This is a genomic window from Streptococcus suis (assembly GCF_002964575.1).
Lineage (GTDB): Bacteria > Bacillota > Bacilli > Lactobacillales > Streptococcaceae > Streptococcus > Streptococcus suis_R.
On record NZ_POQQ01000018.1, the window covers coordinates 1 to 23427 of the forward strand.

A 23427-nucleotide genomic window follows, 5' to 3' on the forward strand; every position below is an offset into this window, starting at 1 on the left:
TCGGTTTCTTGTAGGAGTTGGTTTAGTCCCTCGCTAGTGAGGCATTCTTCCTTGGACAAGGCAGTATTCACCCCTTCTTGAACTAGCTTGTCATAAAGGGCAGAAATGTTTCCGTTCAAGGCATCTTCATAGCGTTCAACGGCCTTTTTCCACGTGAAAGAATACTTGTTGGCATCAGCTTCTACCTTGGTCCCGTCAATGAAGAGGGCCTCATCTTCAATCAATCCATTCTCTCTGAGGAGGAGAGTGAAGTAGATGAAGGCAGTTTTGATGAGCTGATTGGCGTGTGTGCTAGCCCGAAAACTGTTTATGGTCCGATAACAGACATAGGTATCCTGACTCAGCCATTTCATAGGAATAACTTCTTCATTCATTTGAACGATTTTCCGACCAGAGAATACCTGACGAGCGTAGGCAAACAGGGTCATTTTAAGCAACATAGCTGGATGAAAGGCTGGACGACCAGTATGGGAAGTTTCTTCCAATAGAACGGATTGAGGAATAGTATCCACAAACTGACTAATCAGACGAGCCTCATGCGTTGCAGGTAAGTCCCAAGCAATATTTAATTCCAAACTAAGCTGATTTGTGTTATACTGTTTATACATTTTCATGCCTTTCTAGTTGTTTTGTGGTTATTATAATTATAAAGCATGAAATGGAAAACGAGCAACTCCTAATTGGAATTGCTCGTTTTTTATGTATGAGCGGCTAGTTTTTGCCCAGCCTCTCTTTATTCATCAAAAAAAGGGCTCTTTGTCAACTGTAGTGGGTAGATGAAAAGCTAACATCTAGAGAGGACGAAATTCGTTCTCTCTTTTTTTATGTTTAAGGCAATCAAAATTCGTTTCTTAAAGTTTTCAAAGTTCCTGAAACCAAAGGCATTTCTCTTAATGACTTTGATGAGGTTGTTGGTAGCTTCCAGTTTGGCGTTGGAATAAGGCAATTCCAGGGCATTCAAAACCTTTTCTTTATCCTTTAGAAATGTCTTAAATACCGTATGGAAAATAGGATCAATAGTGGCTAATTCCTGTTCGATGAGGTCAAAGAAATGGTCTGAGTTCTTCTTTTGGAAGTGGAATAAGAGAAGTTGATAGAGTTCATAGTGCTGTCGGAGTTCATCTGAGTAGGATAGGAGTTTTTCTAGAATTTCCTTGTTAGTCAAATGCATTCGAAACATAGGGCGATAAAATCGTTTATCGTTGATTTTACAGCTGTCTTGTTGTATCAATTTCCAGTAGTGTTTCAAGGCACGGTATTCCGGCGATTTTCTATCGAGTTGGTTCATAATTTGAATACGGATACGGTTCATAGCACGACTAAGGTGTTGCACGATATGAAAGCGATCCAGAACAATCTTGGCGTTTGGAAATAGTTGTCTAGCCAATTTGTAGTATGGACTAAACATATCCATGGTAATGACTTTGACCCGATTTCTAACCTTTCTAGGATAGCGCAGAAAGTGGTTTCGAATGGTTGCTTGAGTTCTTCCGTCCAGAATGGTTATGACATTCAGGGAGTTGAAATCTTGTGCGATAAAGCTCATCTTCCCCTTCTTGAAGGCATACTCGTCCCAGGACATGACTTCTGGAAGCTTGTTCCAATCCGTTTCAAATTTGAATTCATTTAGTTTTCGAATAACTGATGATGTTGAGATGGATAGCCTGTGTGCGATATGTGTCATTGCTTGATTTTCGATGAGTAATTGAGCGATTTTCTGGTTAACTGCGACAGCGATTTGATGGTGCTTCTTGACAAGAGGAGTTTCAGCGACAGCCATTTTCCCACATTCTTTGCACTTGAAACGACGTTTTCTGAGGCGGATAAGTAAGGGATAGCCAGCTGTTTCTAAGTAGGGGATTTTAGAGGCTTTCTGGAAATCGTATTTTGCCATTTGTCCCGTGCATTTTGGGCATTTAGGGGCTGTGTAATCCAAGTGACCGTGGAGTTCTAAGTGAGTTCCCAGGTCATATTCATTAGAGATAGTAATATTTTTGTCTTTAATTCTGAGAAAATTTGTGATAAGATTTAGTTGTTCCATATGAGTCTTTCTAATGAGTTGTTTAGTCGCTTTTCATTATAGGTCATATGGGACTTTTTTTCTATACTCAAAAAGGCTCCATAATCTCTACAGTGGTTTTACCCACTACAGAAATTATAGAGCCAAAAAAAGAGCCGCGGTGTGCGACTCTTTTTGATTTCCAATTCTTACCCAACAAATTCGTTGATTTCTTTTTCGATGTTGGCGATTTTTTCTTCTGCTTCAGCAAGGGTTTCACCAACCGTTGCAATGTAGAATTTGATTTTTGGTTCTGTTCCTGAAGGACGAACGGCAAACCAAGAATCATCTGCCAAGGTGTATTTCAAGACATCTGATGGAGGAGTAGTGAGTTTTTCAACGTTTCCATCTTTATCTGTTTTGGTTTGAAGGGCAAAGTCTTCAAAGACTGCGATGTCAGTTGCGTTGAATTGTGCTGGTGAGTTATCGCGGAACTTAGCCATTATTGCCTTGATTTGTTCTGCACCGTCTTTGCCAGAAAGGGTAACAGAGATTGTTTTCTCAGCAAAGTAGCCGTATTCTTTGAAGATTTCATCGATACCGTCAGCCAAGGTCATGCCACGTGAACGGTAGTAGGCAGCAATTTCAGCAACCATAAGCACAGCCTGGATAGCATCCTTGTCACGCACGAATGGTTTGATGAGGTAGCCGAAGCTTTCTTCAAAACCAAACATGTAAGTATGGTTGTGTTTTTCTTCGAACTCTTGGATTTTCTCAGCGATGAATTTGAAACCAGTCAAGACATTGAACATGGTAGCGCCGTAGCTTTCAGCAATCTTAGTTACCAACTCAGTGGATACGATTGACTTAGCAAGGGCAGCGTTTGCAGGAAGTGTACCTGCTTGCTTGTGGGCTTCAAGGATGTACTTAGCAATGATAGCACCGATTTGGTTACCAGAGAGGTTCCAGTAAGAACCGTCTGCTTGACGAACTTCAACACCAACACGGTCAGCATCTGGGTCAGTTGCAAGAAGAACATCTGCACCGACTTCACGGCCCAATTCTTCCGCAAGGGCAAAAGCAGCTTGGCTTTCTGGGTTTGGTGAAGCGACAGTAGAGAAGTCAGGGTCAGCAGTTGCCTGTGCTTCCACAACTTGAACAGACTCAAAGCCAGCCTGTGCAAGGGCACGACGAGCCAACATTTCACCCGTACCATGAAGTGGTGTGTAGACAATCTTCATGTCTTTACCGTATTCCGCAATCAGTTCAGGGTTGATGTTGAGGTCTTTGAGTTCTTCAAGATACTTAACATCAGTTTCTTCGCCAAGAACTGTAATCAAGCCATTTTCCTTACTTGCTTCAAGGTCAGCCAATTCAACTGCAAATGGATTGTCAATGGCGCGGATGAAGTTGGTCAATGCATCTGCATCAGCTGGTGGCATTTGTCCGCCGTCTTCACCGTAAACCTTGTAGCCGTTAAATTCTTTAGGGTTGTGGCTGGCAGTCACCATGATACCTGCGATGGCATTGTAATGACGAACTGCAAATGACAACTCAGGAGTTGGACGAAGGCTTTCAAATACATAGGATTTGATGCCATGCGCTGCCAAAACTTGAGCTGATTCAAAGGCAAATTCTGGAGAGAAGTGACGTGAGTCGTAAGCGATGGCAACACCACGTTTTTTAGCTTCTTCACCCTTTGATTCTACCAATTTTGCCAAACCTTCTGTAGCTTGACGAACGACGAATACGTTGATACGGTTAGTACCCGCACCAATATAACCACGCATTCCCGCTGTACCAAATTCAAGGTTTGTATAGAAGGCATCTTCTTTGGTTTTTTCATCCATTGCGACTAATTCTTCACGCAAGTAATCTGGAAGGTCCGCAAAGTCGAGCCATGTCTGATAGTTTTCTTGATAAGTCATCGCATATCTCCTTAAAATTTTTCTATTAAACGCTTTCATTATACCATGTTTGAAAAGAAAAATCACGCTTTCACGTGATTTTCTGATATTTATTTTTTAACTTTCTGTAAAACCGGAACAATTGCAAGGGTTAGAATAGTTGCAATGATCATTTCAGCGATAGAATTAACAGAGACGATGGCTGCTAAAACAGCTTGAATATCTCCCTTGAAGACCCCACCGAAGAAGAAGAAAATTCCGGAAAGTACGAAGATGGTGTTGGTGAGTGTACCAGTTAAACCAGCGAGTGCAAGACCTTCTTTATTTTGCCACAATTTGTAGATAAAGTAAGGGGCAACTCCAATTAAAATCCGTGGTATAAGAGCAATGATGACAGAGTAAATGTTTCCGTTTTCAACAAAAGGAGAGAAGACATAGCTTAAGGGAGAGAGAATAATACTGTTACGGATGATACTCATTATCCCCATAAATCCACCCAACTGGGCACCAATCCGAGGACCATAAATAATGCTGGCAATGATCACAGGAATGTGGGTAATGGTTGGTTTGACAGGGAGGACAAAGGCAGCAAAGATAGCCTGACTGATGGTTTCAATAACGACCATAACAGCAATAAAAATAGCTAGGGTTGCGACTTGGTTGGCTTTGTTAGTTTTCATTCAGTGTAGAACTCACTTTCTCTAATATAATCTCAATTTCAGCAAGGGCCCCTGTTCCAAAATCGCCACAAGCAAGAAGGGCTTCGCGTGGTTTGATTTCCTCAAAGCCGTATTCAGCTAGGGTTTTGAGATTTTTCTGTGTAGCAGGATTTAGGTACATATTGGTATTCATGGCAGGGGCAACAAGTTTTTTGGTCCCAAGGGGTAGGGCCAGAGCTGTTGCGGTAACCATATTATCTGCCAAACCATGTGCCAATTTCGCGATGGTATTGGCAGAAGCAGGTGCCACGATGAAGAGATCTGTCGCCTTAGCAATATCAATATGCTTGATAGAGCTAGGATTTTCTTCAAACATAACATCTGTGTGGACCAGATTTTTTGACAAGGATTGGAAGGTTAAGGGAGTTATAAAGTCCATAGCAGAGCGGCTCATGAGGACGGTTACCTGATGACCATGTTTGGTTAATTGACTGGTTAAATCAGCAGCCTTGTAGGCGGAAATGGAGCCAGTTACAGCCAGAGTAATGTTAGCCATGTTTTTCTCCTTTTTCGAGAGTTTCCAAAATAAGCTGGGCAATTTCTTCTTTCGTCTGAGCTTGAACTTCGGAAGTCTTGTCTACTAAATAGGCGATGTGTTGATTACCTTTGATATCTGTCAAGTCATTAGCAAGGATATAATCTGCACCATTGCGTTCAATGCTTTGGCGGGCAACAGCAAATAATTCTTCTTTTGGAACATCAACCAAGAGTTTAAATCCGATGAGCTGGATAGCTGGATTCCATTTTTTGACAAAGGAAATAACCTTAGGTGTTTTTTTGAGGAAAAGGACTTGGTAGTCATCCTTGGAAGAAATCTTGCTCTCAGCATTTTTCTTATCCAATAAGCTAGTAATATCTTCGGTTGCCTGAACCTCATCCAAGCCAGTCATGTAAACAGGTGTATAATCCGATACGGCCATGCTATGGATAAGGGCATGGTGGGTCTTGACCAAGGGTTCTAAAGTTGATTTTAAACTTTCAACATTTGTAATTTCGATAATGGTTAAATTCTTCTGTGGTTCAGGTTTAATAGCCTGCTTGGTAGTGACAAGCGTGACTTCATGTCCAATCCTCAAAGCCTGTTCAGCAATGATTTTCCCAAGATTACCAGAGGCATGATTGGTAATGGCGCGGACTTGGTCGATGGCTTCACTTGTTCCACCTGATGTAATCAATAGTTTCATGTACATATTTTACTAGAATTTCCATTTTTCGTAAAGTTTCTGAGAAGGGATTTTCACAATCTTTTACCGATCATTTACATTCCCTAGATTATTCTCGTATTCCAAGAGAGTGATTTATGAAAAACCGTACATTTGCTACGAATTTTTAGAAAATATGCGAAAAATATTTTTTATATGGTATAATGTTTGTGAAAAATATGGAAAAGGAGCTACTATGAAGACCGATATTGAAATCGCACAAAGTGTAGAATTAAAACCCATCACAGAAATCGTTGAAAAAGTTGGTATCAGCTTTGATGATATTGAACTTTATGGAAAGTACAAGGCAAAACTGTCTTTCGATAAAATCAATGCTGTTAAGGACAATGAACCAGGCAAGTTAATTTTGGTGACAGCTATCAACCCAACACCTGCTGGTGAAGGTAAGTCAACTATTACGATCGGTTTGGCAGATGCACTCTCAAAAATCGGCAAGAAAACTATGATTGCCCTTCGTGAGCCTTCTTTGGGACCTGTCATGGGGATCAAAGGTGGAGCTGCAGGTGGTGGCTATGCTCAGGTCTTACCCATGGAAGACATCAATTTGCATTTTACAGGTGACATGCATGCTATTACCACGGCAAACAATGCTCTTTCAGCCTTGATTGATAACCACATCCACCAAGGAAATGCAGTCGGTATTGACCAACGCCGTATCATCTGGAAACGGGTTGTAGACCTCAACGACCGTGCGCTTCGCAAGGTAACAGTTGGCTTGGGAGGTCCGCTCAATGGCATTCCACGAGAAGATGGTTTTGACATTACCGTTGCTTCTGAAATCATGGCGATTTTGTGTTTGGCGACAGACATCAATGACTTGAAAGAACGTTTGGCCAATATTGTTATCGGTTATCGTTTCGACCGCAGTCCTGTCTACGTGCGTGATTTGGCGGTGGAAGGTGCTTTGACCCTCATTTTGAAGGACGCTATCAAACCAAACCTTGTCCAAACCATCTACGGCACGCCAGCCTTTGTCCATGGCGGTCCATTTGCTAACATTGCTCATGGCTGTAACTCAGTCCTCGCTACCACAACCGCTCTGCGATTGGCCGACTATACCGTAACAGAAGCAGGATTCGGGGCTGACCTTGGAGCAGAGAAGTTCCTTGATATCAAGGTACCGAACCTGCCAAAAGCACCCGATGCAGTGGTCATTGTCGCAACACTTCGTGCCCTCAAGATGCATGGTGGTGTAGCCAAGACTGAATTGTCAACTGAAAATGTTGAGGCAGTAAAAGCTGGTTTTGCAAACCTCAAACGCCACGTGGAAAATATCCAGAAGTATGGTATTCCAGCGGTGGTTGCTATCAACGAATTCGTCTCAGATACAGCTGATGAAATTGCCGTTCTGAAAGAACTTTGCGCTGAAATTGGCGTACCTGTCGAGTTGGCAAGTGTTTGGGCAAATGGTGCGGAAGGTGGTGTCGAACTGGCTGAAACAGTTGTTGCCACCATTGAAAATCAAGCGGCCAATTACCAACGTCTTTACAAGGCTGAAGACAGCTTGGAAGAAAAAGTGACTAAGATTGTTACACAAATCTACGGTGGTAGAGGAGTTGTCTTTGAGAAGAAAGCTCGTAACCAGTTGGCTGAGTTTGCTAAGAATGGTTGGGACAAGTTGCCAGTCTGCATGGCCAAGACCCAATATAGCTTCTCAGATGATCAGTTTGCCCTTGGTGCACCAACAGGTTTTGACATTACAGTCCGTGAATTTGTGCCAAAATTAGGTGCAGGCTTTATCGTTGCCTTGACTGGTGATGTCATGACCATGCCTGGTTTGCCAAAAGCTCCTGCTGCACTTAATATGGATGTGGCAGAAGATGGAACGGCTATTGGTTTGTTCTAGATAGAACAATAGAAGTTTATAAAAATAGGATTATCGGCAAGATAAAAAGCATAGACTCATCTTATTTACGAAAAATGAGTCTATGCTTTTCTCTTTGTGTGAGTTTAGATACTCTTTATTTAGAGAAGTAGTCTGACTATTTGTAGAATGTGTCTCCTCAGTAATTTTTTGATTCTTAAAATGAATGTTCCATCTCTACCTAATAAGCATACCAAGCGACACCCTCATAGATCCAACCTCTCTCTTGAAGTACTTGGACTTCATTTTTATCCAAGGTATAGTGATGGGAACCACTGACTAATCCTGGATGAAACAAACGATGCACTTCTTTATTTCCATTTGAATACCATCCGATACCTTCTTGTTTCCATCCAAATCGACTTGTCAAAACGTCTACCTCATGTTTATCCAAGGTATAGTGATGGTCTTTGAGAATGGGGTTATAGAGACGATAAACAGGTGTGTTGTTTGAAGTAGTATTTATAAAATGCCAAGCGACTCCTTCATCATTTCCCCATCCAATTTTTACCAGATAATCTTTTTCATACTCATCCGAGGTATAGAAATGCTCGTGGTTAATTGGATTATATAGTCTAAACATAGGAAGTAGATTGACTGATTGGAGGGGGTCATTTGTTTCGAGGATGGTTACAGTGAAGGTCATCTTTTCTGGTGAAGATTGTTGATGTGAAGAAACGGGAGTCTGTCCTAAATAAACACCAGGAAAATAAGTCCAATTTTTTTGTGATAATTCATTTAAAAAACTTTGTTTTTTATCTGCTTGTGCTGGAAGGACGGTAACAGAAGTTACTCCTGCTTTTAGTGCTTTCCAATCCCCTTTTTCTCCTATTGATAGAACAGAAGTATCTTCTACCTCAAAATCAAGACTGAATTCTAAGTCGTAGTAACTATCCGAGAGACTACGGCGTATTTGTCCAAAATCGCCCACTCTAACTTCTGTTGGTACGGTTAGATTGTCCAACTCAACTTTCTGACTATGGTCTGCTATGTAAGAGTTTCTTTCTGCTGCTGTAAGGGTTGCGACTCCCCCAAATAGTAGCAACAATCCTAGATTTAACACAATCATAAAGAATGTTTTATTTTTCATCTTTTTTCCTTTCTGCTAACGAATCACAGTCTAATTGACACGTTTTATTTTTCAACCTCTAATAGTAATTCTTCCTAACTTATTTTTCTCCTTAATTATACAAGAACAAAAAATAAAGGTCAATATATTATATACTTCGGTCACACCATATGCATGAAGAAAATGCATGTAACTGTTTTCTAGCTACATGCATTTTTTCAAAAATATTTCACAATTGCTTTGATTTATCCTCGTTATCACCTACATTATGACATCATTTTATGATGAAAATATGACTTTTTATGAAAATTGGTTATCTGAAAACGAAATTTTCTTCATGCGTTTGGCATGTGTTTCGGTGAAAACGTAAAATGTGAAAGAACTTTTCAAACACATTTCTCGGTATTGACAAAACCTTACTTAACGAATTTAAAAAGTTAAGATAAAGCTAGGATAATGGGACTGGTGAGGTGGGTTGGAAAGTCAGGGTAGCATAAAGGTCGTTAGATAAAAAGCATAGAATCACAATTGTAAAGGCGATTTTATGCTTTTCATTGTTTCTTATCTTATCATTTAGCCTCTTTATTAGTCTATTCTACCAATGTATCAACAGTTCGAAAGGCAAGAAGGCCTAGAAGTATGCTAGCCATTGGAAGCAGGGTTGTCAAAATACCTGTATGTAATGGTGAGTTAAAGAAGAAATGCAGACCGATACTTGCTGCAATCCAAAATAGACCTTGAACTGTTGACATGGCTTTTTGTTTGGTAAAAAGTGCCACCATACCAACAGCAAAGAGCATGGTAAATACCCAGTGGGTCCAACCAGCCTGTCCAACACGACCGATAATAGTCTCAAACCCATCTAGTTTACCAATAAACATATCACGAAAAGTGAACATGATATCTTCAACGATTTGGAAACTAAGACCAGCGATGATACCACTGACCAAGGCATGTTTGAGAGTTATTTTTCTTGCAATTAGTAAAACCAAGAGAACAACCAGAGCCTTGCCAAATTCTTCTGCCAAGGGACCTGAAATAGCTGCGCCCCAGTCATAACGGAAATCATCACTGACCTTAACGATCTCTAGCAAAAAGTAGCCAATCGCAGTGTGCCCATAGTCTGAAAAAGCGACTCCAGCAGTTAGGCCCAAAATCCAACTCAACTGACTGACTTTTTTAGAAATCGCATAGCGGTTTTCCAAGTGGCGTATAAAACAGACCAAGGGAATGATATAGAGAGCAGCCACAGATATGGTCAGTAAAAACAAGGGATACTTGGCTTCCATACCATTTGGTGTTGCCAGCTCTTCAAATATCATTTGACAGCCTTTTACAAAGCCAAAGCTGGCTAACAGGATAGGGAAGTAGGTTTTACAATTTTGAACGATGTTATTCATTAGTTACTCCTTATTATTGTATTAAGTGATTAGTGTTTGGATACATTGTATCAAAATGGTCTTCCCTTGTCTAATATTCTTGTGTTTTCTAGCTAAAAATTACAAAAAACTTACAAAATACTTTCTCGTAGCAGAATTGTGCCAAAAAAAATCTTTTTTGATAGACTAAGGTTGAAAACATTAAAAGGAGTATCTTATGGAACAATTTGATTTGTTAGTCGTCGGCTTTGGTAAGGCTGGTAAGACATTGGCAGGTAAGTTAGCTGCGTCAGGTAAAAAAGTTGCCTTGGTGGAGGAAAATCCTGCTATGTTCGGTGGGACTTGTATCAATATCGGCTGTATTCCAACTAAAACCCTCTTAGTCGCAGCAGATAAAAACTGGACCTTTGAGCAGGTTATGGAGCAAAAGGAAACAGTCACTACTCGCTTGCGGAACAAAAACGAGGCAGTATTAAAAGGCAGCGGTGCTAGTTTGTATCAAGGACACGCACGTTTTGTGGCGGATAAGGTTGTGGAAGTGTCAGCTGGTGAGGAATCCATCCGACTGACTGCGGAAACGATTGTCATCAATACAGGTGCTAAGTCGCGCGTGCTTCCAATTCCAGGTTTGTTGGATACAGCTCACGTCTATGATAGTACTGGTATTCAGAACTTGGAAACTCGTCCTGACAAGTTGGCCATTATCGGTGGTGGGAACATTGGTCTGGAATTTGCTGGACTTTACAGCAAACTCGGTAGTCAGGTGACGGTATATGAAGCTAGCTCTGCTATTTTACCAAGAGAAGAGGAAGTGGTGGCTAAGTTAGCCAAGGAGTATATGGAAGAAGCTGGCGTGACCTTCGTCTTGGGTGCGAAAATTGAGCAAGTAGCTGCTGCGGGCGAGCAAGTTGCTGTGACGGTCAATGGCGAAACGGCAATCTTCGACGCTGTCCTCTATGCGACAGGTCGTGTGCCAAACACTGCTGACTTGGGCTTGGAAAATACAGCGATTGAGCTTTTGGAAAATGGTGCTGTTAAGGTGGATGACTACTGTGAAACGACAGTTTCAGGTGTCTATGCAGTGGGCGATGTCAATGGCGGTCCACAATTCACTTACACATCCCTAGACGACTTCCGTATCGTCTTCGGCAAGTTGACTGGGACTGGAACTTATAGCTTGAGCCAACGTAAGTCTATTCCAACCAGTGTCTTTATCACGCCTGTGCTGTCTCGTGTTGGTCTGACCGAGAAGGAAGCCAAGGAAGCAGGTTACGACTACATTGCCAATGAATTGCCTGTTGCCAATATGCCACGTGCCCATGTCAATAATGATCTTAAAGGTATTTTCAAGGTTATCGTAGACAAGGAAAGCAAGCTTGTTCTGGGTGCGACTCTCTTTGGTCGCAATTCAGAGGAGCTGATTAACTTGATTGCTATGGCCATTGACAACCAAATCCCTTACACCTACTTCAAAACGCAAATTTTCACCCATCCGACGATGGCTGAGAATTTGAATGATGTCTTTAATTTTTAATATTTTAGGGAGGGAAGCTATCTGCCTATACTCAAGTATAATCTGCGGCTTCGTTTCCTAGACTAGTATCAAGACCATCGAGTGACCATATTTTGTTGGTTGACTATGACCGTCCGAAAGGGCGGTTTTTTGAAAAAAAAGAGGACGACTTGGATGATAGATTATCCAGTTGTACTCTTTTTATGAATATGGTATACTAAACACCCATATCGACAGTTTCTGGTAGGGTAGCACCTCCATCAATAACAATTTGGGCACCCGTAATATAGCTACTTTCATCGCTGCCAAGGAATGCAAACAATTCCCCAACTTCTGTTGGATCTGCCAGTCGTTTCATTGGGACTGCTTTTGCGATTCCCTCAATGATTTGCTCTGGATTTTCAGGATTAGACTCTAAAGCCATTTGTTCTACCATTGGTGTACGTGCGTAGCCTAATTGTGTACAGTTCACACGAATATTTTTTTGAGCATACTCGACAGCCAAGCATTTGGTTAAACCGACTGTTGCTGCTTTGGTCATTGCATATGCAGCTTCTCCAGGGTCTGCAACAATATCTCCTGTGACAGAAGAAGCAATGACAATACTACCTCCATCACCTTTTAGCATTTCCTTAATAGCAACTTGGCAGGTATTCCAGACCCCCTTGATATTGATATCAATATGGAAATCTCTCATTTCTTCTGTAAATTCTTCAAATGGCGCCAATCGACAGACTCCAGCATTGCAACAGGCTATATGTAGAGAACCAAATGCAGCAATCGTTTTATTTACAGCCTCTTGTAATTGTGTTATTTCACGAACATCAGCTATATGTGTAATGATATCTGCATGATACTTTTCTCGTAATTCTTGTGCCGTTGTTTCAACGGCTTCATCTCTATCTATCATACAGATTTTAGCCCCATTTTTTACATAGACTTCAGCAATCCCTTTGCCAAGACCAAACGCAGCACCAGTAATCAATGCAACTTTTCCAAGTAACTTCATAAGAGTTCCTCCTTGTTATTATATTAAATAAAATGTAATCCTTTTCAAAGAAAAAGTCAATTAATTATATAGAAATTCTGTAATGAATTGATAGATATTTATTTATTTTTTCATTTTTATAGAATATATTCTCAGATATGCTGTAATCTTTTAGTATTTAACATGCAATCTGCTAGTCATTTTGGTATTTTTTGTATACATGGTACAATAAGGTATCAACTATTGGAGGTTTTATATGAAATGGAATAAAAAGTTAGCCCTCAGTGCTGTATTAGCTGCCAGTCTAGTCACTCTTTCTGCCTGTCAATCAATTTCAAATTGGTGGAAAAATACCAAGGAAGAATGGATTGGCTTGGAGATGACGGTACGGACTTATGATGAAAATTCTCAGTTGATAGATGAAATGTCTGGTAAATCCCTATCGATTTCGCGGAACGAGGAATTTGACTCTGTGGATGCCGAAGGCTATTCCAATGCGGATTCGTCTGTCTTGAAGGTGACACTTGGCAATTATGAAATTGACCATGTCGGCTCATCCTTGATTGCAGCTGAAGAAGGTTTGGAAGACTTGTATGCGAAATATCAGACCACAGTAGATATTGCAAATTACGATCGTGCAATTCCGCTTGTTAACCGTATGGTATCTAGTCTCAAAAATGATTTTACAGGTAAGGCAAAGGTGGTTTTGATTCGTTCGCAAAACGGAACACCGCTTGCTACTTATGTAGGTGATAAAGTGTCTCTTTATGCATCTGATGCACCTAAGACTTCTGAACTCTTGATTGATGGTAAACGGTTGATTATCTATCGTTGTGACTATACCATTTATGATAGAGAATTATTGGAGAACTAGATGATAGACATTCGTTCAGCACGGCTAGAGGATGCTGCAGACCTTGTGGCAATTTATGCTCCTTATGTAGAAAAGACCGCTATTACCTTTGAGACTCAAGTGCCGACTGTCGAAGCCTTTGCAAGTCGAATTGAAAAGACCTTGGAGAAGTTTCCCTATCTGGTCGCAGTTGAAGAGGGAGCTCTTGTAGGTTATGCCTATGCTTCAACCTACTATGCCCGTGCGGCTTACGATTGGACGGTGGAATTATCTGTATATATCAAGCAAGAAGCACGTGGAAAAGGAATTGGAACTATTCTCTACAATGCTTTGGAAAGGGAACTGAACGCGCGTGGTTTTAAAAACTTCTTAGCCTGTATCGCCCTACCAAACCCAGCCTCTATAGCACTCCATGAGAAGAGGGGCTATGAACAGGTAGCTCATTTCAAAAAAGTTGGTTATAAATTTGATACATGGCATGATATTGTCTGGCTTCAAAAATCTCTTGTAGGTAAGCAAAATGAAGATTGAAGAATTAGAAAAACGTTTGTTGGCTGTGGCGGATGCCAGTCAGGCTCAGCCTATGAAAGCCTATATGAAGAATCATTTTGACTTTCTAGGTGTTCGGACACCTGATCGTCGAACAGTTGCTAGGCTATTTTTCAAAGAATCTGAGGCTCAGGGAATTGACTGGGACTTTGTAGAGGCTTGCTGGAACAAACCCTACCGTGAGTTTCAGTATATTGCCATTGATTACCTGGTCACCAAGAAAAAAGACATGGTTTTAGCTGATTTACCTCGATTGAAACAGTTAGCTCAGACCAAGTCTTGGTGGGATAGTATCGACGGCTTGGACAAGTTAGTTGGTAAAATTGTGTTGGACAATCCAGAGGCCAAGCAGACCATTTTGGAATGGAGTGTGGATGATGATTTCTGGTTGAGACGGATTGCCATTGACCACCAACTCTTGCAGAAAGAAAAGACAGATACAGAGTTACTAGAGAAAATCCTGGTCAACAATCTCAATCAGACTGAATTTTTCATCAACAAGGCGATTGGCTGGAGCTTACGGGATTATTCTAAGACCAATCCTGACTGGGTGCGGACTTTTCTTGATAAATACAGTTCCCAAATGGCAGGCTTGTCCATCCGTGAGGCTAGTAAGTACATCTAGGAGGAGCCATGTCTAAAGTTTATGAATTTGAAGCCCTTATCCATCCAGTACCAGACAAGGGTGGAGCTTATGTCATATTTCCCTATGATATACGAGAAGAGTTTGGCAAGGGGAGGGTCAAAGTAACCGCGACATTTGACGATCATTCCTATGATGGCTCCATTGTCAATATGGGAGTTAAGGATGAAGCAGGCAATATCTGTTACATTATTGGTATTCAAAAGGCTATTCGAGCAGCTATTGGAAAACAGGCTGGTGATAGAGTACAAGTAACCATTCAAGAACGAATGGAGTAATCAGGCTTGCAAATCCTTGAGATTATGGTAGAATAGATTCATGCGATGAGCCGAGTAGTGACTATGTCACATTCGACGCTAGGGAGGTCTTCATTAAATTGAAACGCAGGAGCGGACCTTGAATAGTTGTGTGAACCTTCTATTCTCATCGGAAACGATGCCCTTGCCCACCCTTGAGGTGGGCTTTTTTTGTTATGTGATTTTCAGAAACATTTTAATAATGTTTCCAAGAGTTCTATTATTCAGTATATCTTTGTAGAAGTGTAAATATTCAATTTGCTCTGAACGTTGAACGGATCAGTCAATACTGCTCATTCTGATAGTTAATATCATTAAAAGTGTGATTAGAAGTAACAATTGATATTATGTTTCAAAAAGATTGCCTGATAATCTGCCAAGTCTTCAGGATGGAGAGCCTTAACGTCGGTCATCGTATAGTTACGATTAAGAAGTTTGTACTTATTTTCGCCAAACTGATGGAAGGGAAGTAGTTGAACTTCATCAATATTGAGTTGGTTGAAAAGTGAGGCAAACTGCTCAGCATCTTCTAATGAATTATTAAATTCTGGAATGACAGGAATTCGTAAAACAATCTCTTTTCCGATAGAAAAGGCGTATTCTATATTTTGTATAATAAGGTTATTGTTAACTCCAGTAATCTTTCGATGTGAAATAGTATTATAGTGTTTTAAATCAGTGTAAATGAAATCAACATATTGGATTAACTCAGCGAATTTTTGTTGCTCAACAAAAGCGGTTGTTTCAATAGCAGTATGAAGTCCGCGCAGTTTTGCCTCCATTAAGATAGCTTTTGCAAATTCATATTGAGCAAAAATTTCCCCGCCAGATAGAGTAAGTCCACCACCGGATTCCTCATAGAAATCAACATCTTTCATAACTTCATCCATGATTTCATCAACAGTTTTCTCTTCCCCCATGATAGTAGTTTTCTTGGTATTGGCATCTAACATTGGTTCGGGATTGCGCTTTTGCGACTCGGGATTAGCGCACCAAGGACAACGTAAAGGACATCCTTTTAAGAAAACAGTTGTACGGATACCAGGACCATCATGTAATGAAAAGTGTTGAATGTTAAAAATGATACCTTTGGTCGAGTTCATAAGACTTCTCCTTTGCTACAATACAATTTTACACTATAAACGAAAGTTTTGCAATTACGAACGTAAGTGTTTTAAGGTTAAAAAGTTGAAAATTGGTGATAATTTGGTACAATAAGTACGAGGTGATAAAATGGAACGACTAGATAAAATTATAGAACTCGTATCTCAACATGAAAAAATTGATGTAAATAGTTTATCTGAACAGTTGGAAGTTTCCAAGGTAACAATCCGTAAAGATTTGGATAAGTTAGAATCTAGAGGTTTGCTAAGGCGAGAACATGGCTATGCTGTTTTAAATAGTGGAGACGATTTAAATATTCGAATGTCTTTTCGCTACGATGTGAAAAAAAGAATCGCGAAGGAAGCGGTAAAATTAGTAGTAGATAATGAAACAGTAATGATTGAGTCTGGTTCTACTTGTGCTCTGTTAGCAGAGGAAATCTGCAAGACAAAAAGAAACGTAACTATTATCACAAACTCATATTTTATAGCTAATTATGTTAGACAGTATGATGGTTGTCAAGTTATTTTATTAGGTGGTGAATTTCAAAAAGATTCACAAGTGACAGTTGGTCCCCTTTTACAAAAAATGATTCATTTCTTTCATGTAGATAAAGCCTTTGTAGGAACAGATGGTTTTGACAGTGAGCACGGCTTTACAGGAAAGAATTTGATGCGAAGTGAGGTCGTTCAATATATGTCTGAAGTTTCAGAGCAGATGATTGTGTTGACAGATGCCAGCAAATTTACTAAGAAAGGGACCGTACGTCGATTTGGTCTAAGTCAAGTTGCTCAAGTCATTACGGATACCTCAATTGCAGAGATTTTTGTAGCTGAACTAGAAAAAGCCAATGTTAAGGTCACTATCGTTTAGTGAGGAAAGAATGAAGCTAGAAAAAAGAAGACAATTAGCAAAGATTGCCTATCTCTATTACATAGAAGGAAAAAGTCAGGCAGAGATTGCCATGGAAACAGGAATCTACAGAACAACAGTCAGTAGAATGCTGACTAAAGCCAAGTTAGAAGGCATTGTTAAAATAGAAATCCAAGATTTTGATAAGCGACTTTATCAGTTGGAGAAATATGTTCAAAACAAGTATGGTCTTAAGAGGATTGAACTAGTAGAGAATAGCTCAGATGGCGATCTTTCTGCTTTAGAATCTCGTTTAGCAGAAGCAGCAGCTGATATGTTAACTAATTTGATTGATGATGACATGATAGTTGGTTTTTCTTGGGGCAGAAGTTTGAGTTTAATCGTTGAGAAAATGGGACATCACCGGATGAAAGGTTTAAAATTTGTTCCTATTGCTGGTGGCCCAAGTCATATTCATGCTCGCTATCATGTCAATACTCTAATTTATGATATGGCCAATAAATTTCGAGGAGAGTGCAGTTTTATCAACGCGACTATTATCCAAGAAAATCAAAGTCTTGCTGAAGGAATTTTGTCATCCAGATATTTTGAAGAGTTAAGAGCGGACTGGAAAAAATTGAATGTGGCGGCTGTCGGAATTGGTGGTAGGGTAGATGCTAATAATCCTCAGTGGTTGGATATGTTAACAGAAGCTGACTTTCATCAGTTATCTATAGAGGGGGCGGTTGGTGAAACCTGCTGTCGTTGTCTTAATCATAATGGAGAGCCCGTTGTCGAAGACCTACAAGATAGGACGATAGCTATTTCATTAGAAGAACTGAAAAATATTCCCAATACGCTAGCTTTAGCTTACGGAGAGCATAAGGCTCAGGCAATACTAGCTATTTTGCGAGCAGGTTATATCAATCATCTTGTGACGGACGAAGGGACAATCTTGAAGGTGTTGAAGCTAGATGGAGACACCAACTATTTCTCTTTGTGATAGGTTAAATAATGACATTTATTGTCCTTGGTGGATAGTAAATGTTTTTATTTTATCAAAAAAAGCACAAAAGTGCAATTTATTCAAAAATGGTGAAAAAGAGCGATTTTGTTATTTACTATATTGAGATGAAATGATATACTTTGTTTACGAAAGAAACATAAAAACTTACTAAAAAAAGAAAAGGAGGTAGGAACAATGGAAATGATTGTTGCGGACCAAATTATTATGGGCTTGATAATCTATGCAGGTGATGCTAAGAGTCATGCCTATCAAGCATTATTGTTTATAAAATCGGGTGAGCATGAACGTGCTGAACAGGAGTTAAGCTTGGCAGATGCTGCTTTGTTAGAGGCGCATAATATGCAGACCAAGTTTTTAGCTCAAGAAGCCAGTGGAATAAAATCAGAAATCACAGCCCTGTTTGTGCATTCACAGGACCATCTCATGACATCGATTACAGAAATCAATTTGATTAAGGAAATCATTGATTTACGAAAAGAATTAAAAAAAGTCAGTTAAACCAATTTTATATTTAGGAGGATACCAAAATGGTTAAAATAGCTCTTTTTTGTGCGGCTGGATTTTCTACTGGCATGTTGGTCAACAATATGAAAGTAGCAGCAGAGGCTGCGGGTGTAGAGGTAGAGATAGATGCTCATTCTCAAGGAAAAATAGCTGACTATCTAGACAAAATAGATGTGGCACTGTTAGGACCACAAGTTGCCTATACTTTTGATAAATCTAAAGCACTTTGTGATGAAAAGAATGTTCCGATTGCAGTCATTCCTATGGCTGATTATGGAATGCTAGACGGAAAAAAAGTTTTGCAACTAGCTCTAAGTTTAGTTTCATAAAGGGGTGGGACCATGGCTAAAGTAGATACACAAAAAATTATTGTTCCGATCATGAAGTTTGTAAACATGAAAGGGATTATCGCTTTAAAGGATGGCATGTTGGCTATCCTTCCATTAACAGTTGTGGGAAGTATTTTCCTCATTATTGGCCAGTTACCTTTTGAAGGCTTGAACAATGCAATTGCTGCTCTATTTGGAGCGGATTGGATTGAGCCATTCATGCAGGTTTATAGTGGCACATTTGCAATCATGGGCTTGATTTCCTGTTTTGCGATTGGCTATTCTTATGCAAAGAATAGCGGTGTTGAGCCACTTCCAGCGGGTGTCTTGTCCTTGTCCTCCTTCTTTATTCTCTTGAGGTCATCTTACATACCAGCAGAAGGTGAACCAATTGGAGATGCCATTGCAAAAGTTTGGTTTGGTGGTCAAGGAATTATCGGAGCAATCATCATTGGACTGGTAGTGGGGGCTATCTATACAACCTTTATTCAGCGTCATATCGTGATAAAAATGCCTGAGCAAGTACCCCAAGCTATTGCTAAACAGTTTGAGGCGATGATTCCTGCCTTTGTTATCTTTTTGCTATCTATGATTGTATATATCATTTCTAAGATGGTGACTAACGGTGGTACTTTCATTGAAATGATTTACGATGTGATCCAAGTGCCTCTTCAAGGTTTGACTGGTTCCTTGCCAGGTGCTATTGGAATTGCTTTCTTTATATCATTCCTATGGTGGTTTGGTGTGCATGGTCAATCCGTTGTCAATGGTGTTGTTACTGCCTTGCTTTTGTCAAACCTTGATGCCAACAAGGCTCTTCTAGCAGCAGATAAGTTGTCTTTGGAAAATGGCGCTCATATCGTGACCCAGCAGTTTTTGGATAGTTTCTTGATTATGTCAGGCTCAGGAATTACATTTGGTATAGTATTTGCAATGCTATTTGCAGCAAAATCAAAACAATACAAGGCACTTGGTAAGGTAGCAGCTTTCCCAGCCATCTTCAACGTCAATGAACCTGTCGTGTTTGGTTTTCCAGTTGTTATGAACCCAGTCATGTTTCTTCCATTTGTATTGGTACCAATCTTGGCAGCTTTCATTGTCTACGGTGCTATTTCAATAGGATTTATGCAGCCCTTCTCAGGTGTAACACTGCCTTGGTCAACTCCTGCAATCATTTCTGGTTTCATGGTCGGTGGTTGGCAAGGTGCGGTTGTTCAAATCATTATCTTGGCTATGTCAACTATTGTTTATTTTCCGTTCTTCAAAATTCAAGATAATATTGCCTATGAAAACGAACAAAAGGAAAATATCTAGTAAAAAACACTCATTAGATTTTGCACATTTGTGCTAAATGATTGCTATTTTCAAGTGCTATCTCTCCTTTATTGACAAAAATTAGTTGTAAAAGTTATACTTTAATTACAAACGAAACAAAATAACGTTTCGAAAGAAAGGAAAAATTAAAATGAAAACAGTAGTTACTGAGGTAGCAAGTACTAGCATTAAGACAGAATATTTCGGTAATTTGACCGATCGCATGCTCAAGTACCGCGAAGATGTTTTAGATAAAAAACCATACATTGATGCAGAGCGTGCAATTTTAGCCACAAAGGCTTACAAAGAACACCAAGAGAAACCAAATGTCTTAAAGCGTGCCTACATGCTAAAAGAAATTTTGGAAAATATGACACTGTACATTGAAGAAGAAAGTTTGATTGCAGGCAACCAAGCTTCTTCGAACAAGGATGCTCCAATTTTTCCAGAGTATACCTTGGAATTTGTTCTAAACGAATTGGATTTATTTGAAAAACGGGATGGAGATGTCTTCTATATTACCGAGGAAACCAAGGAGCAGTTGCGCAGTATCGCTCCGTTCTGGGAAAATAATAACTTACGTGCAAGAGCAGGTGTCTTGCTTCCAGAAGAAGTTCAAGTCTATATGGAAACAGGATTCTTTGGTATGGAAGGCAAGATGAACTCTGGCGATGCCCACTTGGCTGTTAACTACCAAAAGGTATTGGAACATGGTTTGCGTGGTTTTGAGGAACGCGTACGTGAAGCAAAAGCTAAGCTTGATTTGACGGATCCAGCAAGCATTGACAAGTACCATTTCTATGACTCAATCTTTATCATCATTGACGCAGTAAAAGCATATGCCAATCGTTTTGTTGCCTTGGCTACTGAATTGGCAGAGAAAGCACCAACCGCTCAACGCCGTCAAGAATTATTGGAAATCGCTCGTATTTGTTCGAAGGTACCGTATGAACCCGCAGAAACATTTGCAGAAGCAGTGCAATCTGTCTGGTTTATTCAGTGTATCTTGCAAATTGAGTCTAATGGACATTCCCTTTCTTATGGACGTTTTGACCAATACATGTATCCGTACGTGAAAGCGGACTTGGAAGCAGGTAGAGAAACGGAAGAAAGTATCGTTGAGCGGTTGACTAACTTGTGGATTAAGACCATTACCATCAACAAGGTTCGTAGTCAGTCTCACACCTTCTCATCAGCAGGTAGCCCGCTTTACCAAAACGTTACCATTGGCGGACAAACACGTGATAAGAAAGATGCTGTCAATCCACTTTCTTACTTAGTATTGAAATCTGTTGCCCAAACACATTTACCACAGCCAAACTTGACCGTTCGCTATCATGCAGGTCTTGATGCTCGTTTCATGAATGAATGCATAGAAGTAATGAAACTTGGCTTTGGTATGCCTGCCTTCAACAACGATGAAATTATCATTCCATCCTTTATTGAAAAAGGTGTCTTGGAAGAAGATGCCTATGACTACAGCGCGATTGGTTGTGTAGAAACGGCTGTTCCTGGTAAATGGGGTTACCGTTGTACAGGTATGAGCTATATGAACTTCCCGAAAGTGTTGTTGATTACAATGAATGATGGGATTGACCCTGCATCAGGCAAACGATTTGCTCCAGCCTTTGGTCACTTCAAAGACATGAAGTCATTTGAAGAGCTTGAAACGGCATGGGAGAAGACACTTCGTCATCTGACACGGATGAGTGTTATTGTTGAAAATGCGATTGATATTGCCTTAGAAAGAGAAGTTCCGGACATTCTTTGCTCGGCTCTGACAGATGACTGTATCGGTCGTGGTAAGCACTTGAAAGAAGGTGGGGCGATTTACGACTACATTTCTGGCTTGCAGGTTGGGATTGCCAACTTGTCCGATTCTCTAGCTGCCATTAAGAAATTAGTCTTTGAAGAAGGACGATTGACACCAGAAGAATTGTGGCATGCTTTGGAAACGGACTATGCTGGTGAACGTGGTAAAGAAATCCAAGAAATGTTGATTGAGGATGCACCAAAATACGGTAATGATGATGATTACGCAGACCAGTTGGTGACAGAAGCTTATAATATTTATGTGGATGAGATTGCCAAGTATCCAAACACTCGTTTTGGACGTGGTCCAATTGGTGGTATTCGCTATTCAGGTACCTCATCTATTTCAGCAAACGTTGGACAAGGTCGTGGTACTTTGGCGACACCGGATGGTCGAAATGCAGGTACACCATTGGCGGAAGGTTGTTCCCCATCTCATAATATGGATAAAAATGGACCAACTTCTGTATTGAAATCTGTTGCGAAATTACCAACGCACGAAATTGTTGGTGGTGTCTTACTCAATCAGAAGGTCAATCCACAAACTCTTGCTAAAGAAGAAGACAAACAAAAATTGATTGCCCTCTTGCGGACCTTCTTTAACCGCTTGCATGGGTACCACATTCAGTACAATGTTGTTTCGAGAGAAACCTTGCTTGATGCTCAGTTACATCCTGAAAAACACCGTGACTTGATTGTCCGTGTCGCAGGCTACTCAGCATTCTTCAATGTTCTTTCCAGAGCGACCCAAGACGATATTATCGGACGTACTGAACATACATTGTAAAAGAGGTTATCACTATGGAATTTATGCTGGACACGTTAAATGTAGAAGAAATCAAAAAATGGGCCAAGGTTCTCCCGCTTGCGGGAGTAACCTCTAACCCGACTATTGCAAAGAAAGAGGGGGATATTGACTTTTTTAAACGCTTAAAAGACATTAGAGACCTACTTGGTCCGGAACCTTCCCTGCATGTGCAGGTTGTTGCAAGAGATTACGAGGGGATTTTAGCGGATGCGAAAAAAATTCGTGAGCTGGCTCCTGAGAATGTCTACATTAAAGTTCCAGTAACTCCAGAAGGATTGGCAGCTATCAAGACCCTGAAAGCAGAAGGGTTTAAGATTACAGCGACAGCGATTTATACAACTTTTCAAGGCTTGTTGGCCATTGCTGCGGGCGCAGACTATTTAGCACCTTACTATAACCGTATGGCCAATTTAAATATTGATTCAAATGCAGTAATTGCTCAGTTGGCGGAAGTCATTGATCGTGAGTGTTCAGAGAGTAAGATTTTAGCTGCGTCCTTTAAGAATGTAGAACAAGTCAATCAAGCATTTGCAAATGGTGCTCAGGCAATTACAGCTGGTACAGATGTTTTTGAGGCCGCCTTTGCCATGCCATCTATCGACAAAGCGGTAACTGATTTTGCAGCAGATTGGTCTGCTATTCATGGCAAAGAGTTTATAGAATAAGAAATAGGGG

At 40.3% G+C, this 23427-nt stretch carries 23 protein-coding genes; 13 read left to right on the plus strand and 10 right to left on the minus strand.

Annotation, left to right across the window (positions count from 1 at the left end):
- From C1E58_RS00675 to C1E58_RS00700, 6 genes are all read right to left on the minus strand, one after another.
- A partial coding sequence (locus tag C1E58_RS00675) for a transposase (protein WP_161951244.1) occupies positions 1 to 608 on the minus strand: 608 nt, incomplete at its 3' end.
- 176 nt (positions 609 to 784) lie between these two features.
- Positions 785 to 2041, minus strand: a complete 1257-nt coding sequence (locus C1E58_RS00680) for an ISL3 family transposase (RefSeq protein WP_105113545.1) — start codon at positions 2039 to 2041, stop codon at positions 785 to 787.
- A 167-nt stretch (positions 2042 to 2208) separates the two neighbouring features.
- On the minus strand, positions 2209 to 3927 hold the full coding sequence (locus C1E58_RS00685; RefSeq protein WP_029185965.1) for a phospho-sugar mutase: 1719 nt from the start codon (positions 3925 to 3927) through the stop codon (positions 2209 to 2211).
- Positions 3928 to 4016: 89 nt separating this feature from the next.
- A complete protein-coding gene (locus C1E58_RS00690; RefSeq protein WP_105125374.1) occupies positions 4017 to 4586 on the minus strand; it encodes an ECF transporter S component in 570 nt (189 codons plus the stop codon).
- Positions 4576 to 5121: a phosphopantothenoylcysteine decarboxylase gene (gene coaC / locus C1E58_RS00695; RefSeq protein WP_105209017.1), complete on the minus strand. Its 546-nt coding sequence runs from the start codon at positions 5119 to 5121 to the stop codon at positions 4576 to 4578. The genes C1E58_RS00690 and coaC overlap by 11 nt, the downstream gene beginning before the upstream one ends.
- Entirely contained in the window at positions 5114 to 5809 is a 696-nt protein-coding gene (locus C1E58_RS00700; RefSeq protein WP_161951242.1) for a phosphopantothenate--cysteine ligase, read from the minus strand. Before C1E58_RS00700 ends, coaC begins: the two co-directional genes overlap by 8 nt.
- A gap of 214 nt (positions 5810 to 6023) precedes the next feature.
- On the opposite strand from C1E58_RS00700, the gene C1E58_RS00705 reads away from it, so the two are divergent.
- The gene (locus tag C1E58_RS00705; RefSeq protein ID WP_105209019.1) at positions 6024 to 7694 is read left to right on the plus strand and encodes a formate--tetrahydrofolate ligase; all 1671 of its coding nucleotides are present in this window, start codon (positions 6024 to 6026) and stop codon (positions 7692 to 7694) included.
- Positions 7695 to 7893: 199 nt separating this feature from the next.
- Here the strand turns inward: C1E58_RS00705 and C1E58_RS00710 are convergent, their stop codons facing one another.
- A complete protein-coding gene (locus C1E58_RS00710) occupies positions 7894 to 8802 on the minus strand; it encodes a hypothetical protein (protein WP_105209020.1) in 909 nt (302 codons plus the stop codon).
- 569 nt (positions 8803 to 9371) lie between these two features.
- Complete coding sequence (locus C1E58_RS00715; RefSeq protein WP_105209021.1) at positions 9372 to 10181, minus strand: PrsW family glutamic-type intramembrane protease; 810 nt, start codon at positions 10179 to 10181, stop codon at positions 9372 to 9374.
- 196 nt (positions 10182 to 10377) lie between these two features.
- On the opposite strand from C1E58_RS00715, the gene C1E58_RS00720 reads away from it, so the two are divergent.
- Entirely contained in the window at positions 10378 to 11694 is a 1317-nt protein-coding gene (locus C1E58_RS00720; protein WP_105209022.1) for an FAD-containing oxidoreductase, read from the plus strand.
- A 196-nt stretch (positions 11695 to 11890) separates the two neighbouring features.
- Here C1E58_RS00720 and ucpA read toward each other — a convergent pair whose 3' ends face one another.
- Complete coding sequence (ucpA, locus tag C1E58_RS00725; protein ID WP_105209023.1) at positions 11891 to 12682, minus strand: SDR family oxidoreductase UcpA; 792 nt, start codon at positions 12680 to 12682, stop codon at positions 11891 to 11893.
- Positions 12683 to 12917: 235 nt separating this feature from the next.
- Between ucpA and C1E58_RS00730 the strand changes: the two genes are divergently transcribed.
- The 4 genes from C1E58_RS00730 to C1E58_RS00745 are packed head-to-tail and all read left to right on the plus strand — an operon-like array spanning position 12918 to position 14984.
- A complete protein-coding gene (locus C1E58_RS00730; RefSeq protein ID WP_105209024.1) occupies positions 12918 to 13535 on the plus strand; it encodes a DUF5052 family protein in 618 nt (205 codons plus the stop codon).
- Positions 13536 to 14045 carry a GNAT family N-acetyltransferase gene (locus C1E58_RS00735; RefSeq protein ID WP_105209025.1) on the plus strand — a complete coding sequence of 170 codons (510 nt, stop codon included), beginning with the start codon at positions 13536 to 13538 and terminating at the stop codon, positions 14043 to 14045. It begins immediately after the preceding gene.
- Entirely contained in the window at positions 14035 to 14688 is a 654-nt protein-coding gene (locus C1E58_RS00740) for a DNA alkylation repair protein (RefSeq protein ID WP_105209026.1), read from the plus strand. The genes C1E58_RS00735 and C1E58_RS00740 overlap by 11 nt, the downstream gene beginning before the upstream one ends.
- Positions 14689 to 14696: 8 nt before the next feature.
- A complete protein-coding gene (locus tag C1E58_RS00745) occupies positions 14697 to 14984 on the plus strand; it encodes a DUF1905 domain-containing protein (RefSeq protein WP_105209027.1) in 288 nt (95 codons plus the stop codon).
- A gap of 344 nt (positions 14985 to 15328) precedes the next feature.
- Here C1E58_RS00745 and C1E58_RS00750 read toward each other — a convergent pair whose 3' ends face one another.
- The gene (locus tag C1E58_RS00750) at positions 15329 to 16105 is read right to left on the minus strand and encodes a glycyl-radical enzyme activating protein (protein WP_105116896.1); all 777 of its coding nucleotides are present in this window, start codon (positions 16103 to 16105) and stop codon (positions 15329 to 15331) included.
- Between the two features lie 130 nt (positions 16106 to 16235).
- Between C1E58_RS00750 and C1E58_RS00755 the strand changes: the two genes are divergently transcribed.
- The 7 genes from C1E58_RS00755 to C1E58_RS00785 all read left to right on the plus strand — a co-directional run bounded on the left by C1E58_RS00755 (position 16236) and on the right by C1E58_RS00785 (position 23417).
- The gene (locus C1E58_RS00755; RefSeq protein ID WP_105113532.1) at positions 16236 to 16979 is read left to right on the plus strand and encodes a DeoR/GlpR family DNA-binding transcription regulator; all 744 of its coding nucleotides are present in this window, start codon (positions 16236 to 16238) and stop codon (positions 16977 to 16979) included.
- A 10-nt stretch (positions 16980 to 16989) separates the two neighbouring features.
- The gene (locus C1E58_RS00760; RefSeq protein WP_029185943.1) at positions 16990 to 17961 is read left to right on the plus strand and encodes a sugar-binding transcriptional regulator; all 972 of its coding nucleotides are present in this window, start codon (positions 16990 to 16992) and stop codon (positions 17959 to 17961) included.
- Positions 17962 to 18159: 198 nt separating this feature from the next.
- Complete coding sequence (locus C1E58_RS00765; protein WP_105209028.1) at positions 18160 to 18483, plus strand: PTS lactose/cellobiose transporter subunit IIA; 324 nt, start codon at positions 18160 to 18162, stop codon at positions 18481 to 18483.
- Between the two features lie 29 nt (positions 18484 to 18512).
- Positions 18513 to 18818: a PTS sugar transporter subunit IIB gene (locus tag C1E58_RS00770; RefSeq protein WP_105113531.1), complete on the plus strand. Its 306-nt coding sequence runs from the start codon at positions 18513 to 18515 to the stop codon at positions 18816 to 18818.
- A gap of 12 nt (positions 18819 to 18830) precedes the next feature.
- Positions 18831 to 20132: a PTS sugar transporter subunit IIC gene (locus C1E58_RS00775; protein WP_105113530.1), complete on the plus strand. Its 1302-nt coding sequence runs from the start codon at positions 18831 to 18833 to the stop codon at positions 20130 to 20132.
- 151 nt (positions 20133 to 20283) lie between these two features.
- The gene (locus C1E58_RS00780; RefSeq protein ID WP_105209029.1) at positions 20284 to 22731 is read left to right on the plus strand and encodes a glycyl radical protein; all 2448 of its coding nucleotides are present in this window, start codon (positions 20284 to 20286) and stop codon (positions 22729 to 22731) included.
- A gap of 14 nt (positions 22732 to 22745) precedes the next feature.
- Positions 22746 to 23417 (plus strand): fructose-6-phosphate aldolase, encoded by a 672-nt coding sequence (locus tag C1E58_RS00785; RefSeq protein WP_105113528.1) that lies wholly within the window; start codon positions 22746 to 22748, stop codon positions 23415 to 23417.
- The last annotated feature ends 10 nt before the right edge of the window (positions 23418 to 23427 follow it).